14 protein-coding genes are annotated in these 13864 nt (G+C 64.2%); 10 read left to right on the forward strand and 4 right to left on the reverse strand.

The features are described from left to right. Positions 1–39 precede the first annotated feature (39 nt). Together CQY20_RS31080 and CQY20_RS31085 are read right to left on the reverse strand one after the other, a co-directional pair. The gene (locus tag CQY20_RS31080) at positions 40–1311 is read right to left on the reverse strand and encodes an alpha/beta hydrolase family protein (protein ID WP_097944775.1); all 1272 of its coding nucleotides are present in this window, start codon (positions 1309–1311) and stop codon (positions 40–42) included. 136 nt (positions 1312–1447) lie between these two features. Beyond that, the gene (locus CQY20_RS31085; RefSeq protein ID WP_097944777.1) at positions 1448–2620 is read right to left on the reverse strand and encodes an MFS transporter; all 1173 of its coding nucleotides are present in this window, start codon (positions 2618–2620) and stop codon (positions 1448–1450) included. Positions 2621–2768: 148 nt separating this feature from the next. On the opposite strand from CQY20_RS31085, the gene CQY20_RS31090 reads away from it, so the two are divergent. Together CQY20_RS31090 and CQY20_RS31095 are read left to right on the forward strand one after the other, a co-directional pair. After that, positions 2769–3797 (forward strand): asparaginase, encoded by a 1029-nt coding sequence (locus CQY20_RS31090; RefSeq protein WP_207767343.1) that lies wholly within the window; start codon positions 2769–2771, stop codon positions 3795–3797. A gap of 47 nt (positions 3798–3844) precedes the next feature. Beyond that, positions 3845–4516 carry a GntR family transcriptional regulator gene (locus tag CQY20_RS31095; protein WP_097944781.1) on the forward strand — a complete coding sequence of 224 codons (672 nt, stop codon included), beginning with the start codon at positions 3845–3847 and terminating at the stop codon, positions 4514–4516. 26 nt (positions 4517–4542) lie between these two features. On the opposite strand, the gene CQY20_RS31100 is transcribed toward CQY20_RS31095, so the two are convergent. Continuing rightward, positions 4543–5475, reverse strand: a complete 933-nt coding sequence (locus CQY20_RS31100) for a lytic transglycosylase domain-containing protein (RefSeq protein ID WP_097944783.1) — start codon at positions 5473–5475, stop codon at positions 4543–4545. Positions 5476–6000: 525 nt separating this feature from the next. On the opposite strand from CQY20_RS31100, the gene CQY20_RS31105 reads away from it, so the two are divergent. From CQY20_RS31105 to CQY20_RS31135, 8 genes are all read left to right on the forward strand, one after another. Beyond that, positions 6001–6369 (forward strand): hypothetical protein, encoded by a 369-nt coding sequence (locus CQY20_RS31105; RefSeq protein WP_133119178.1) that lies wholly within the window; start codon positions 6001–6003, stop codon positions 6367–6369. Between the two features lie 232 nt (positions 6370–6601). Beyond that, complete coding sequence (locus CQY20_RS31110; protein ID WP_097944787.1) at positions 6602–7945, forward strand: ammonium transporter; 1344 nt, start codon at positions 6602–6604, stop codon at positions 7943–7945. Then, positions 7942–8157, forward strand: coding sequence for a hypothetical protein (locus CQY20_RS31115; protein ID WP_097944789.1), 216 nt, complete (start codon positions 7942–7944; stop codon positions 8155–8157). Before CQY20_RS31110 ends, CQY20_RS31115 begins: the two co-directional genes overlap by 4 nt. 171 nt (positions 8158–8328) lie before the next feature. Further along, positions 8329–8604, forward strand: a complete 276-nt coding sequence (locus tag CQY20_RS31120) for a helix-turn-helix domain-containing protein (RefSeq protein WP_097944791.1) — start codon at positions 8329–8331, stop codon at positions 8602–8604. After that, complete coding sequence (locus CQY20_RS35015) at positions 8556–8774, forward strand: hypothetical protein (protein ID WP_163700172.1); 219 nt, start codon at positions 8556–8558, stop codon at positions 8772–8774. Before CQY20_RS31120 ends, CQY20_RS35015 begins: the two co-directional genes overlap by 49 nt. 526 nt (positions 8775–9300) lie before the next feature. Beyond that, complete coding sequence (locus CQY20_RS31125; RefSeq protein ID WP_097944793.1) at positions 9301–10773, forward strand: MFS transporter; 1473 nt, start codon at positions 9301–9303, stop codon at positions 10771–10773. 329 nt (positions 10774–11102) lie between these two features. After that, positions 11103–11222: an excalibur calcium-binding domain-containing protein gene (locus CQY20_RS31130; protein ID WP_371871002.1), complete on the forward strand. Its 120-nt coding sequence runs from the start codon at positions 11103–11105 to the stop codon at positions 11220–11222. Between the two features lie 508 nt (positions 11223–11730). Further along, positions 11731–13119, forward strand: a complete 1389-nt coding sequence (locus tag CQY20_RS31135) for a mercuric reductase (protein WP_097944797.1) — start codon at positions 11731–11733, stop codon at positions 13117–13119. Between the two features lie 89 nt (positions 13120–13208). Here the strand turns inward: CQY20_RS31135 and CQY20_RS31140 are convergent. After that, positions 13209–13864 (reverse strand): IS1634 family transposase (locus CQY20_RS31140; RefSeq protein ID WP_109789769.1); only part of this gene is annotated, 656 nt, incomplete at its 5' end.

The following is a 13864-nucleotide window of genomic DNA, read 5'->3' on the forward strand; positions in this document are numbered from 1 at the left end:
GGGCAATGCTCCGCGACCACGCCGTCTACCAGCCCACAACTACTGCTGCGGCCGCTTGACAACGTCATTGAGAATCTCCTTCGGGTGTGGGCGGCGTTCGACCTCGCCGCTGGGGGTCACGTAGTCGACGTAGTCGTCGGCCGGCTTGCCGTTGACGCGGTCCAGGAGCCAGTCGGCGGAGTAGGCCAGCCAATTCGGGCCCGACGCCACCGATGGGGTCGGCAACGACAGCGCGTGGCGGCCCTGCTGGTAGACCAGCATGGGTGCTGGGCTGGCGCATGCGGCCGCGAGCTCGCAGCTGTATTCCATTGGCGACAGCTCATCTTCGTCGCCCGCGACGATGAGCCATGGCACCTGCATCTGCGGCATCAATGGCCGCAGATCGATGTTCTTGGCCATTTCGTCGAAGGCGGCTTCGTCATTTTCCAGGCCGGACATCCACATGAAGCGCGCCTTGAAGCTCGGCGAAGCGGCCTCGAAGATGGTGAAGCAGCCCGGCTCGTGACACACCAGGCCGACCGCGGCACCCTTCAGGTTGGGCTGAGTGGCGGCGATCTGAGACATCCAGTACGACCCGAACGACAGCCCGAACCCCACGATCTTGTCGTTATCCACTTCATCGCGGCTTCGGCACCAGTTCATCAGTGCCTCGCCCGCGTCGATCCACGCGGTCGGGGTGAAGTGCAGGCCCCTGATCGGTGCCTCCCCTTGCCCTGGGCCGTCGAAGGACAGCACCGCGAAGCCGCGCTGCAGCAGTTTGTCGCCGTAGAGGTTGACGTTGAGTTCCTTCGGCGCATCCATTCCGCCGCAGGCGATCACGGTGCGGATGGCGCCGCCCTGGTAGCCCGGCGGCAGGTGGAACCAGGCCGGGATGAAGGAGTCGCCGAGCGGGATCTCCACGCGTTCGACATGATGGTCGGCCAGCCGCGCGTAGGCGCTGTAGCACTCGTTTTTGAGGTCATCCAGCTCGATCAGCTGTTGCGTCGTCTCCCAGATCGGCCATTCCGCCGTGGCGTACAGCAGCGCGGCGTGGAAGTAGTGTTCGCGCGCGGTTTCCGTCCTGCCGTCCTGCTCTGCCGCGTTGGCCAGCCGGTGACGCCGCTGTGCGCGCTCGGTGAACACCGGCACGATGTCGGCGAACTTGGTGATGCGCGACTGGGCGACCGTGAAATCCGGTGTGGCATCGACGCCCATCGGCCGCAACGTGTAGGCGACGCGTGGTTGGTCCCATTCCAGCCCGTCGGTGCGCAGTACCGAGTCGATGAGCCAGCGCTGAGCGTGCCATCGGCGGGGTCCTGACGGATGGGTCATCGAAATCCTCTCGTTGTCTTTCTGTTTCGCGCTGTTTCGTTATTGACGGATCAGTGCGGCGTGCCGGATGAGGCCTTCGCGAGCTGGTCGGTCTTGAGGAAGAGCATCAGGCCGACTCCCACCAGGGGCAGCACGGTCAGCTGCCAGAAGGCGGCTCCGCCCCAGCCGACCGCTCCGACCAGGCTGGAGAACACGTAGCCGGCGATGGCGGCGGGGATGTAGAAGCAGTGACGAAGAAGCCGGATGCGCGGCCGATGAGTTCGGGCTGTACCGAACGCTGCAGTCCGGCGTAGATGCCGACGAAGCAGAACCCGCTTGCGACAGCGCCTTCGGCGAACGCCAGCACATACTGCCAGCCGGTGCTCGTCGGCCCGTTGAAGATCAGGAACCCGACCACCGAGCCCGCGAGCATGGCACCGATCAGCACATAACGGAGGTTGAGCCGGTCCATGAGGAAGCCGGCGGGCATGCCCATCATGGCGCCGAGGCCGAACATACTGGCGATCACGCCGGCTTCAGCCAGGGGGATGTCCAACTGATTCTGCAGGAACGACGGGTAGAGGCCGATGAAGCCGTACATCGCCACGCTGACAACCGCGGCGGTTCCGCCGAGCAGCAGCAGGTTGCGGTTCAGAAACTCCTGCGGCACCGAAGATTTCACATCCGCCGTTTCGACCGGCCCCTCCGGTTCGACCTGCTCGGTGAACCGCTTGCTGATGAACAGCGCGATGACGATCACAAACCCGAAACCGATGACGCCGTAGATGTAGAACGGCACCCGCCAGGAATCGAACGAGTCGGCGACCTGGGCGCCGAGCATCGGACCGAGGAAGCCACCGACGCCGAAGGCGAAGTTCAGGGTGCCGATGGCCAGCGCGCGGTTGGCGAAGAAGTAGGCGCCGACGGCGGAGAACAGCGCCGCGTTCTGCATGGCCTCGCCGACGCCGGACAGCGCCCGGTAGGCGAACATGTCGGCGAACCCGACGCCGAAACCGGTCAGCAGGGTGAACGCCGAGTAGATGACGATGCCGATCAGCATCACGGCCTTGCGTGACAGTCGGTCGAGCAGATAGCCGGACGGCACCCCGGCGACGCCGATGCCGAGCGTGAAGATCGTCGCCAGCAGCCCGCCTTGCGACAGGGCGAAACCGAGGTCCTCGTCGATCTGTGGCAGCACGACAGGGAACACCTGTCGGTCCATGGCATTGAGGACATAGGACAGCGCGACCACCGTCAGGCTGACCAACGCCACTGCTTTCGTCAACCGGGGCAGACCCGGCGTTGTCTGTACGTCGCTGCGACTGGGCATAGGTGCCTCACTTCTTGCCGACGGCCCCGCTGGGCGGGCTTACGCTTTCACGCATCGTATACAATGCATGATGCGAAGTGAAGTGCAGTACAAGTTGGCAGAATGTAAGGCGTTGTAGTGCAACAATTTCCGATTTGCAGAGCCCATCGTGGATAGCACCACTCCACACGTGCCCCGTCAGCGGATCGCCGTAGCGTCGCTTGGTGGAACGATCACCATGACCTCGGCCGACTCCAACGAAACGGGGGTTCGCCCGACGCTGAGCGCCGAGCAGCTGCTGGCCACCGTTCCGGGGCTCTCCGACGTAGCTGAGCTACACGCGACGACGCTCAACACCGCACCGAGCGCATCCCTGACATATCAAGACGTGCTGCGAGGACTGGACTGGGCGCGCGACCAGATCGGCAACGGCGCTGCGGGTGCCGTCTTGATCCAGGGCACCGACACCATCGAGGAAACGGCGTATCTGCTCGACCTGTACTGGGATCTGCCGGCTCCCCTCGTCGTCACCGGCGCGATGCGCCCGCCACAGGCTCCCGGCGCGGACGGCCCGGCCAACGTGATGGCAGCGGTCCGGGTGGCCTGTGCCGACGGGTCACGTGGCCGCGGGGTGATGGTCGTCCTCAACGACGAGATCCACGCGGCGAGCAGGGTCAGGAAGACCCAGGCCAGCCAACCGAACGCCTTCGTGTCACCGGTCTTCGGGCCGCTCGGATACGTCACCGAGAACCAGCCGGTGTACGGCGATACGGCTGCAGCTGCGGGCAGGCGTACGGTGCCACGGCCGGACAGCTTCGTCACTCCGCGTGTGGCGCTGTTGGAAACGTTCCTCGAGGACCACGGGGAGCTTTTAGAAACCGTGGCCGACAATGAGTTTCACGGAGTGGTGTTGGCCGGATTCGGCGTGGGCCACGTGTCGGCGGCTTGCGCGGAGGTCGTGGAACGCGTGTCGGGGACGATTCCCGTCATCTTGGCGACGCGGACGGGCGCAGGCAGCACTCACCAGAGCAGCTACGGCTTTCCCGGGTCGGAGTCGGACCTGATCGCCAAGGGCGCGATACCGGCAGGGTGGCTCGACGCCAGGAAGGCGCGGATTCTGCTGACGTGTTTGATCGCAGGCGGAAGCACGAAAGCCGACATCCGGGCCGAGTTCGGTTTCCGCAGTCAGCCCAGCTAGGACGATAACCTAGGCATTTGTTCGACGGTCGCGCTGAAGGGGTACCGATGACACTGAGCCTGAATGCCCGGCAGAACCGTACTCTGACGGCGCACGTCTACGTCCGCGAGACGCTGCGCGAGGCGATCCTCAACGGTACGTTGCCCGGCGGCACCCGGCTGATTCAGGCCGATCTCGCCGCTCAACTCAACGTGAGCAACACCCCGGTGCGTGAGGCCCTTCGGGACCTCGCCGGCGAAGGGCTGGTCGTCTTCGACCCGCACCGCGGATCGCGGGTGCGCAGCCTGGACATCGACGAAGTACGCGAACTGTACGAGATGCGGATAGCGTTGGAGCCGTTGATGGTTCGGCGTGTGATGCGCACCATCACGACCGAACAGCTCGATCAGGCCGAAGCGTTGTGCCAGCAACTCGCGAAGACCAAGAGCCTGGCCAAATGGTCGGAGCTGAATCGGCAGTTCCATTCGCTGTTCACTCTCGATGAGAAGGAAAGCCGGCTCGCGGCGGTGTTAGCCGGCCTGCGCGACAGCGCATCGATGTACGTCGCCCTGTCGCTCGGCGCGAACAGCGAACGCATCGCCGAATCCAATGAGGAGCACGCCAAGCTGATCGAGTACTACCGTGCCCGCGACACCAAGAACGCGATCGCAATGACCGTCCGGCATCTTCGGGCCACGCTCGCCGACATCGAAGAGGCGCACCGGCAAAACGTGCTCTGAGCCCGCGGCGGGTGCGTCGGGCGGTGTCACTGAGGATGCGTCGCCAAGTACTCCCCGACCGGGATCGGCGCCGGCGCGTCGTAGCCGACGGGTAGCAGCACCTCGCCTTGATTGGTGTCGAAGTAGACCTGCCACCGGTAGTACCCGGCGAATGCGGCGGGGTCCGTTGCAATCGCGGCGGCGTAGTCGTTGACCGCCCGCACGTAGTGGTCGGAGTTGTTGTAGCGGTAGAGGGCTCGGTCGCGGCTACCAACGAAGCCGTTGGCGGCAAGGTAGCGCCCCGCCGCCATGATGCTGTCGTGGGGCGAGTAGATGTCGCCGCCGTCACCGTATTCGGCGAATGTCGTCGGCAAGAACTGCATGGGCCCCTGGGCTCCGGCCGAGCTTGGGCCCACGATGCGCCCGAACGCCGACTCGATCATGTTGATCGCCGCCAGGTAGTTCCACTCCACACCGGTCGCGCTCTCGGCTTTCCGGTAATAGTCGAGCAGCTGCTGGGCAGGCGCCGGGGGAACGATCCGCCATGCGGGCAACATGTCCTTTAGCTGCCCACGCACCAGCGCGTCGAGCTGGCGTCGCGCGTCGATGTTGAGGTCGAAAACATACCGGAGTTCTGGCGGAATACGCTGCCGCACAATGGCTGTTAGTTCAGCGCTGCGGCCAATTGTTCGGTAGGCCCGCTGCTGGCGCCGCCCCGCCTCGGTGAGCACGGACTCCGGCGACGACGGGTCACGCAGCGCGCGCTCGTCGGCGACCAGATCGTCGGCAAGCTGGACGGGGTCCGACGCCACCCGTGGCTGCGCCGGTGCCACGGTCGTGGACGCCGGCGATGGCATGGCGCGTGGCGGTGCGGATGTCGACGCGGTCGATGACGGCGGGGACTGCGGTGGCGACGATTCAGCGCATCCCGCCAACACGCACGTCAACGCGATCGTCAGTAGTGCCGCCTCGTTGCGCATGGCTCCACGCTAGGCGGCCTCGCGATGCGGGTCAGGCGTTAACGCGACGGTTGTGCGGCCGAAATCACAGTGGCGATGTCGACGCGCGAGCCGGTTGCGCTCAACGGGCCGAGGCGTCGGCGGGGTGCCGACGGGGGAGCAACAAACGGCCGGTCGTTGCTGAGCCATCGAGCGGCGCGCGCATAATAGTTTGCTAGAGGGTCGTGCTGGCTCATTTTGGCTGATCGCTGACGTGCGCCCTGAACCTTCCTTCGTTTTCGGGATAGCGAACACCTTGCGACAGCTGGGCAAAATTTATGAAAAGTCGATTTGCCAGCAATTTCACTGCACACAGCTCAGTTTGCGAATCGTCCCCGCCCCGACTCGCAATCCGCATGGCAACTTCCACATAGTTACCCTAAGGAAGCCGTCTCGACGGCCCAAAATCTTGCATCCGAAAGGATCTTCGATTTGCGGAGCGCCCCCGGGAACGTGCTAAATTTCGCGACGCAAAATTCAGCGCCACTCGTTAAGGACTGCAACACCATGCGCAATCGCGTCGTCAAACCGGAAAGCTCTCGTTCGTGTAGGCGACGCCTCAGCAGGACCAAGGCGAGGCGGCTTGCTCTGGCCACCGCCATTCCCGCGACCGTCCTGGCGGTGAGTCTCAATCCGCTGTTGGCCAATGCAGCGTCGTCGCAGTCCTACTTCGTCGTCCTTGGCCGCCACGATCGCGTTGGTGATGGCGACCGGGTCCGGGCGAATTCCGTTGCGTCGTCGGCCAAGAAGTTCGTGCCGATGTTGTTTACGAAGAAGGCGCCAAAGAAGGGCGCTGACTCACCGAATGCCGGCTCCACGCAGCCCAAGCCCGCTGCTGGCGACGGCGACACCAAGGACAGCGGCACCTCGAATTGATCCGGGGGGTGAGGTGACGCAGCGGGGCCTCGGCGGTGAAGCGTCGGCGCCCCGCTCTCCATTTCGTGGCCGGGCCGCGGTCACCGGCAGCGACTTCACAGGATGTTAACGCGCTGTGATTAGGGCGACACATTTGCCTCGCTAGCGTCTGCTTCGTAGTTCACGGACTACATACCGGCACCGTTGCTAGCAATCACGCTGGCTTACTTGCGCCCCTCGCAGAGGAGGTTTCATGCCACCGGAAGTCGAAGACGCCCTCTCATCGATGACCGCAGTCAACAACGAATTCTTTTACTGGGTATCGATCGCGCTGATGATGCTCATCCACGCCGGATTCCTGGCGTATGAGGTCGGCGCATCTCGCTCGAAGAACGTGCTCGCCACCGCGATGAAGAACCTCCTGGCATTCGCCACGATCGTGGCGTCGTTCTACTTCGTCGGATGGTTCCTCTACAACGCGATGCCCAGCGGCTTCATCGAATTCAACGATGCCGCCAAGGCGGCGCTCCCGTGGAGCGACAACATGGGGCCGAACATCGCCGACCCCGCCAGCGGCATCTTCTGGGGTGCGTTCGCGCTGTTCGCCGCGACCACCGGCTCGATCATTTCGGGTGCAGTGCTGGAACGGATACGCACCAGTGCCTTCCTCATCCTCACGGTGTTGGTGGGATCGGTGGTATGGATCATCGGCGCCGCATGGGGCTGGCACGGCGCCGGCTGGATGCTCACCAAACTCGGGTTTCACGACGTCGGCGCCGCCGGCTGCGTGCACATGATCGCGGGGTTCGCGGCCCTGGGCGTCCTGATCAACCTCGGTCCCCGGATCGGACGCTTCCGCGAGGACGGCACCGCCGTCACCATTCGCCCGCACAACCTGCCGTTGACGATGCTCGGCCTGATGCTGATCTTCACCGGCTTCTTCGGATTCCTGATGGGTTGCGTGATCTACAGCGGCGACGGCTTCACCACCATCTACGCCAGCCCAACGACGTTGTCGGCGTTCGCATTCAACACGTTGATGGGCTTGGCCGGCGGCATCATCGGCGCCTACCTCACCTCGCGGGGCGAGCCGTTCTGGACGATCTCCGGCGGACTGGCAGGCGTCATCTCGGTGGCCTCGGGGATGGATCTGTATCACCCTGCACTCGGTTTCGTCATCGCACTGGCCGGCGGGGCGATGATCCCCTACATCGGCAAGCTGCTCGAGAAGTTCCGCATCGACGACGTCGTCGGGGCCGTTGCGGTGCACGGCGGCATGGGGCTCTATTCGGTCCTGATGGCGGGCATCTTCCTGGCCGGCTACCCGAACACCGATGGCAATCCGTCGATTTCGTTCTGGGGTCAGCTGATCGGCGCCGTGGTCTTCGCCGCGCTGGGCTTCATACCCGCATACGTGGTGTCGCTTGGGCTGAAGAAGGCCAAGATGCTCCGCATTCCGCCTGAGGTGGAGAACCAGGGCCTCGACCTGACCGAGGTCCCGGCGACGCCCTACCCGGAGGGCATTCCCGTAACGACCATGCCCACCAACGGTATTCATGCCGAGGTGCTCATCGTGGAAGAGAAGGTGAAAGCGTGAATCCGTTCGAGAGCTACGACGACGCCACCGTGGTGTTCACCTTCGGTGGATACTCGGTGGGCGTCTGGATCGCGACCATCCTCGCCGTCGTGCTGTTCATCGGCTTCTTCGTCCGGATGATCATGCACGAGAACCGCGCATACAAGGCGATCATCGACCATGAGCCGGTGGAGAAGGGACCGGTGGCGGAGGGCGAACCGACGGCGTACTGACTGCGCTGGGCTTCGGGCCGTCAGCGATGGCGTGCCCGAAGTCCAGCGTTTGCCGTTTGAGTTTGCACTTTGCGTTGAGTTTGCATTGATGGCGGAGGCCACTCGCACTTTTGCGCCATGAGCGCAGCCTCAACGGGCCGTCGGTTACCTCAACAGCAGTAGAATTCGGGTATGCCGAGGAATCGCCGCTCGATCCCGCGCGCCGACCGCGAGGACGCGATCGTGGCGAAGGTCCGAGAGTTGTTCATCGCAAAGGGTTATCGCGGCACCAGCATCGCCGACGTTGCACGTGCGGCCGAAGTCGCGGGCAACGCCGTTCACTGGTACTTCCCCACCAAGGACGACCTGATGAGACAGAGACATTCGTCATCGTCGACGGTCCTCAGTTCGGCGACAGTGTGTACAACCCGGATTACGAGATCGTCGATGTCACCCCGACGGTGTTGAGTCTGTTCGGAGCGCCGGAATGTCGAAATTGCGATGGCGTGCCGCTGATGTCGCTTCGCGGAAGTGACTCAGATCCGGTGACGCAGGAGCAGTTGCAGGATCTGCTCAAGGCGCTGTTCGCGGCCTGTGGAGACGACCCTGCCGAGGCCGCGCTCTGCATAGCCAGCTGAACGGCTGACTCGCTACAGCGTCCCACTCGGATGTCATCTGCCGAGCGTGAAGCTCCTGCGATTTTCGGCGCCAAATTTCGCAGAGGCTTCACGCTGGGCAAGATGGCCGGCGATTGTGCAGGCCGCCGTCGGCGGGTGGCCCGATTTGCCGCGGCATATGCTTTTCAAAAAACTGACGGCAGCGCTATTTTCGCCGCTATCGGAAGAACGGCCGCATGGCTCTCGGACGAGGGCGGTCCGTGGGGAAGGTCATACCGACTGTCCCCGTGGCCCTTTCGGCGGGATTATTTAGCAAGCCCGTAAATTAGGAACTTCCAAGGTCTGTGGCCCAGTTCTGGTGCATAACGACTCCACGCGCAATGGTGCTGCTAAACGCCCTTGTACCATGCCCATTCCGGCCGATAGTGTCCTCGTTGACTCGCGCGCGAACCGGAAAAAATCACGGAGCCTTGACAATGGTGACTGCTGGTAAACCAAGAGCACTCTCGCACAAGGCAATCGGGCTGGCGCCTGGGTCCTTACGCTAGTGGCGGCCAGGCAGCTTGGCAGCGACCGTGGCTGGCGTGCCCTCGACGGGCGGCAGCGCCGCGTGTTGGGTAGCACGCTCACAGCCAACGCGCTGGTGTTCTTCGACCAGACCGCGGTGGTCGTGGCCTTGCCGTTCATCGGCCGCGAATTCGGAGCGGACGCGGCCAAACTGCAATGGGTCATGACCGCCTATCTGTTGGCACTGGCGGTCTTCATGCTCGTCGGCGGCCGCGTGGCCGATCGCATCGGGCTGCGCCGGACATTCTTTGCGGGCCTGGCGACCTTCACGGTCGGCTCCCTGCTCTGCGCTGTCGCGCCGAGCCTGCCGGTGCTCATCGCGGCGCGGTTCCTGCAGGGACTCGGGGGGGCGATTGTGCAACCGCTCGCCCTGGCGATCACCACCAGGGCGGTCAGTGAATCTCAGCGGGGCTGGGCGATCGGTGCGCTCGCCACCGGCGGCACGTCGTTTCTCGTGTTCGGTCCGCTCATCGGCGGCGTCCTCCTGCTTGCCGACTGGCGGTGGATATTCCTCGCGTCGCTTCCTGTGGCCGCAACCTCGGTTGCGTTGGGCCATAACGCAATCCATGGATCAAAGGAGGCCGAGCCGCAGCCGGTACCGTGGGCATCGATACCGCCGTTGCTGGCCGGGCTGACGCTCGTTGTCTTCGGGTTGGTCAGCGGCGCCGAACTGGGAGTTCTCAGCCTGGTTCCCGGGGTCGCGGGATTGGGTGTGCTGGCCTTGTTCGTGTTCCACGAGTCGCGGGTGAAGAACCCGCTGATCGATGTCCGTTTGCTCAGCAATTCGATGCTGACGACCTCGCTGGTCGCCCTGTTCGCAATCCAGTTCGCGGTGTTCGGGGTGACCGTCTACCTGGCGCTGTATCTGCATCACCGGCTGGGACTCGGCGGCGTCGCCGCGGGTGCGGTGATCGCGGTCGCAGGGCTCGGCACGCCGCTGCTGTCGCAGCGGGCGGGCCGGCTGGCCGACCGTTTCGGGCCGCGCCACCTCGTCCTGCCGGGACTGTTCTTCGCGTCGGTGGGACTGGTGCTGCTGGCGGTGCTAGCCCCACTGGGCGGCGTGCTCATCCTCCTGCCGGGACTTGCGGTCTTCGCTGCAAGCCGACCCGCCGTGTTCACTCCGGCGGGCACTGGGCCGTTCCTTGCCCTCAGCGCACAGCAACGGGCATTCGCGGCCAGCCTTGCCACCGAGGCCAGACAGCTCGGCGCGGTGTTCGGGGTGGCCGTCACCACTGCCATCGGGATAGCCGTGCACGGCACGAGCATGGTGGACAGCGGTCCCCCCGGCCACGGCTTGCGGGCAACCACCATGGTCGCGGCGGCGGTGTGCGCGCTGGCCGCGGCGACGGCATGGCGGTGGATGCCCCGCGGGGCCCGGGTCGGGTCTGGTAGCGGTGCGCAGGGCGAAGGGCCGGCGATGCGTCAACAGTGCGGGCCGGCCGATCAGCGGTAGAAGGCCTGCGCAGGCTGCGCGGCCGCATGTCGGTCCAGTTCCGCCTGACGTAAATGAGGCAGTCGGCACGGCCGAAGGCCGAACACCACTCGCGGCCCGCACAGTGAGCAAACGCATGAGATAAAACTGACGATGGCGCTATATTCGCCATCATGGGAAAGTTCATGGTATCTGCTGTCATAGCATTTGCCACAGCGTCGATCGGAGTTGCATCAGCGAATGCGACGGCCGTCGGGCTCGCCATGAATTCCCAGGCGCCTCCGGCGCACCAACAAGGCGCGGAATGCGACTCCAATTACTCGGGTACCTGCGTTCCCATCGCCAGTGACGTGGACTGTGCCAGCGGTAGCGGCAATGGTCCCGAATACGTTGCAGGTCCCGTCTACGTCGTCGGGAACGACATCTACGAACTCGACCGCGACGGCGATGGCGTCGCGTGCGAGAACTGACGGCCACGTCGGGCCAGAAATCGCTCTGGTCTGGAGTGGGACTGGCGACGGTTGGGTGATGTTGTTCGGTTGACCCCGAACGGATTCGGCAATTCGGTGTCAATTGGCCACCGTCAACACGAACTAGCCACCACAGGCATCGCGGCACGCTCGACCTGCGCGATGTGCGGCTTGTCCGCTGGCGGCGGCGGGCGCAGTCGACGCCGTAACTGCGCAGGATAGCCGTGATCTCGTCATGCCATATAGGGCTGTCGGATCGTGGGAAACCGGCGGCCTTCTCGGTGACCACTGCGTCTTACCGATTGTTTGCCCCGGCTATTCGCAGGCGGTTGCCCGCACAGACCTACCAGACATGGAACTAGTCTTGATGAAAGAGCCTGTGCCTCAATGCATATCGTTTGGGCATCGAAGTCCCTCATAGATTTGCGCGTAGGGCTGGTCGTTTCAGTCGAACGCTCTCACACTTGAGAAGGGGGTGACTGTAGATCGGGAGCGGAGGACGGACGAAATGGTTGGTGAGCAGTACGACGCGATCGTAGTAGGGACCAGCCAAGGCGGCCGCTTCCTGCCCATCGAGTTGGCCGATGCAGGCCAGAAGGTGGCGCTCGTTGAGCGTGGCCCGCTCGGCGGCGTCTGCGTCAACACGGGGTGCACACCCACCAAGACAATGGTCGCCAGCGCGCGTCTCGCCTACCAAGCGCGCCGAGGCGCGGACTTCGGCGTGAACGTTGGCCCGGTATCGGTGGACCTGGCGTCGGTGCGCGAGCGTAAGCGCGCGATGGTCTCCGGTGCGCAGCAGAATTACGCGAGCCGTCTGGCGCAAGAGGGTCTCGATTTGCTCGAAGGCGAGGCGCATTTCACCGGGGCCAACACGATCGAACTCACGTTGACGAACGGCGGCGCGCGGCAAATCAGCGCGCCGGTGATCGTTATCGACACGGGCACCCGGCCCAAACCGTTGACGATTCCCGGTGCGGACGACGTCCACGTGTTGGATTCGACCTCGATCATGGAATTGGACGAGCTCCCAGAGCATCTGATCATCCTCGGCGGCGGGTACATCGGATTGGAGTTCGGGCAGATGTTCCGCCGTTTCGGCAGCGAGGTCACCCTCATTCACAGGGGGCCTCGCCTACTGAAGAACGAGGACGAGGACGTCTCAGACGAGGTCGCCGCTATCTTGCGCGACGACGGGATCACTGTACTTACCTCGTCGTCGCCGGTAGCGGTTGAGCCGCTCGAAGGGGGCCGGTTGCGGCTGACCGTTCGCACGACCGACGGCGAGCGGAATATCGACGGGTCGCATCTCTTGTCAGCGATCGGCCGCATCCCGAACACAGAGGCGCTCACACCCGAAGCGGGCGGCGTCCGCGTCAACGATCGCGGCTTCATCGAGGTCGACGAATACCTGGAGACGAGCGCGCCCGGCGTCTACGCGATGGGCGACGTCACAGGCGGACCGGCTTTCACACACTCGTGCTACGACGACTACCGCATGCTGCACGCCAGTCTCATCGCAGGTGAGAAGGCAAGCACACGCGACCGGGTTGTGCCGTACGCAGTATTCATCGACCCGCAGCTTGGCCGCGTCGGGCTGACCGAGCGCGAGGCCAAAGCGCAAGGACGCGACATCCGGGTTCTGAAGCTTCCGATGAGCGCGGTCATCCGCGCCCTGGAGACAGGCGAGACGCGAGGCTTCATGAAGGCAATCGTCGACGCCGACAGCGGGCAGATCCTGGGCGGCGCAGTCCTTGGTAGTGAAGGCGGCGAGGTGATGACCATGATCCAGGTGGCCATGATGGGCAAGCTCACCCACACCGATATGGCCGATGGCATCTTTGCGCATCCACTGCTGGCGGAAGGCCTCAACACCCTTTTCGCGATGTTCAATGCTTAAGCGGGAGTTGGCATCAGTGCAATGAGCGCAAGCTGTCGTTGCTGCCTATTCGACATATCGATAACCCATCCTGAGTTAGGACATTTTGCTTAGTGCCCCGGTTCGGGGATGTTGAGGCTGGTCAGAATTTGTCGTTGGGGCTCGGGGACCTCGGGCGGGAAGGTCTCGGTGGTCCCGTTGATGGCGATGGTCGCTGAGCGCAGTGGTCGCAGTTGCTTGACGACCTTGGCAATGGCGAGGCCTGTGCGTTCTTGAATGTTGTGGGCGACGGCCAGGGCGGTGACGACGATGGTCAGGTGGGCTTCGATGGCGTCGCGGGTGCGGTGGAACATCGGCCGGGCGCGAAGGTCGCTCTTGGACATGCGAAATGAGCGTTCAACTCGCCAGAGTTCGTGGTAGTGGGCGATCACTTCACCGGCGGGCATCACGGTGCTGGGAACGTTGGTGACGTAGCCCTTGAGACCGACCAGCGATTGCGCGCGCACCAAGGATGCTTCGTCGAGAACGCGGTCCCCGGCCCGGGTCTTGACGAACCGGGTGGACTTGGCGGCGCGTTCGCCGTTGACCACGGCCCGCGCACGAGCTTCCTGGGCGTAGAGCGTTTTCTGGTCGCGGCGTGCCCGTTTGGCTGAGTACGCCCAGATCGTCCGCCACGCGTTGGTGTGATCGTCGGGATCCCAGACCGGCTCAGCCCGGTGCGCCACATCGTTGACGATGCTGTTGGCGTGCCGCGGAGTGACGGTGT

It is taken from the genome of Mycolicibacterium agri (assembly GCF_002553505.1).
Lineage (GTDB): Bacteria > Actinomycetota > Actinomycetes > Mycobacteriales > Mycobacteriaceae > Mycobacterium > Mycobacterium agri.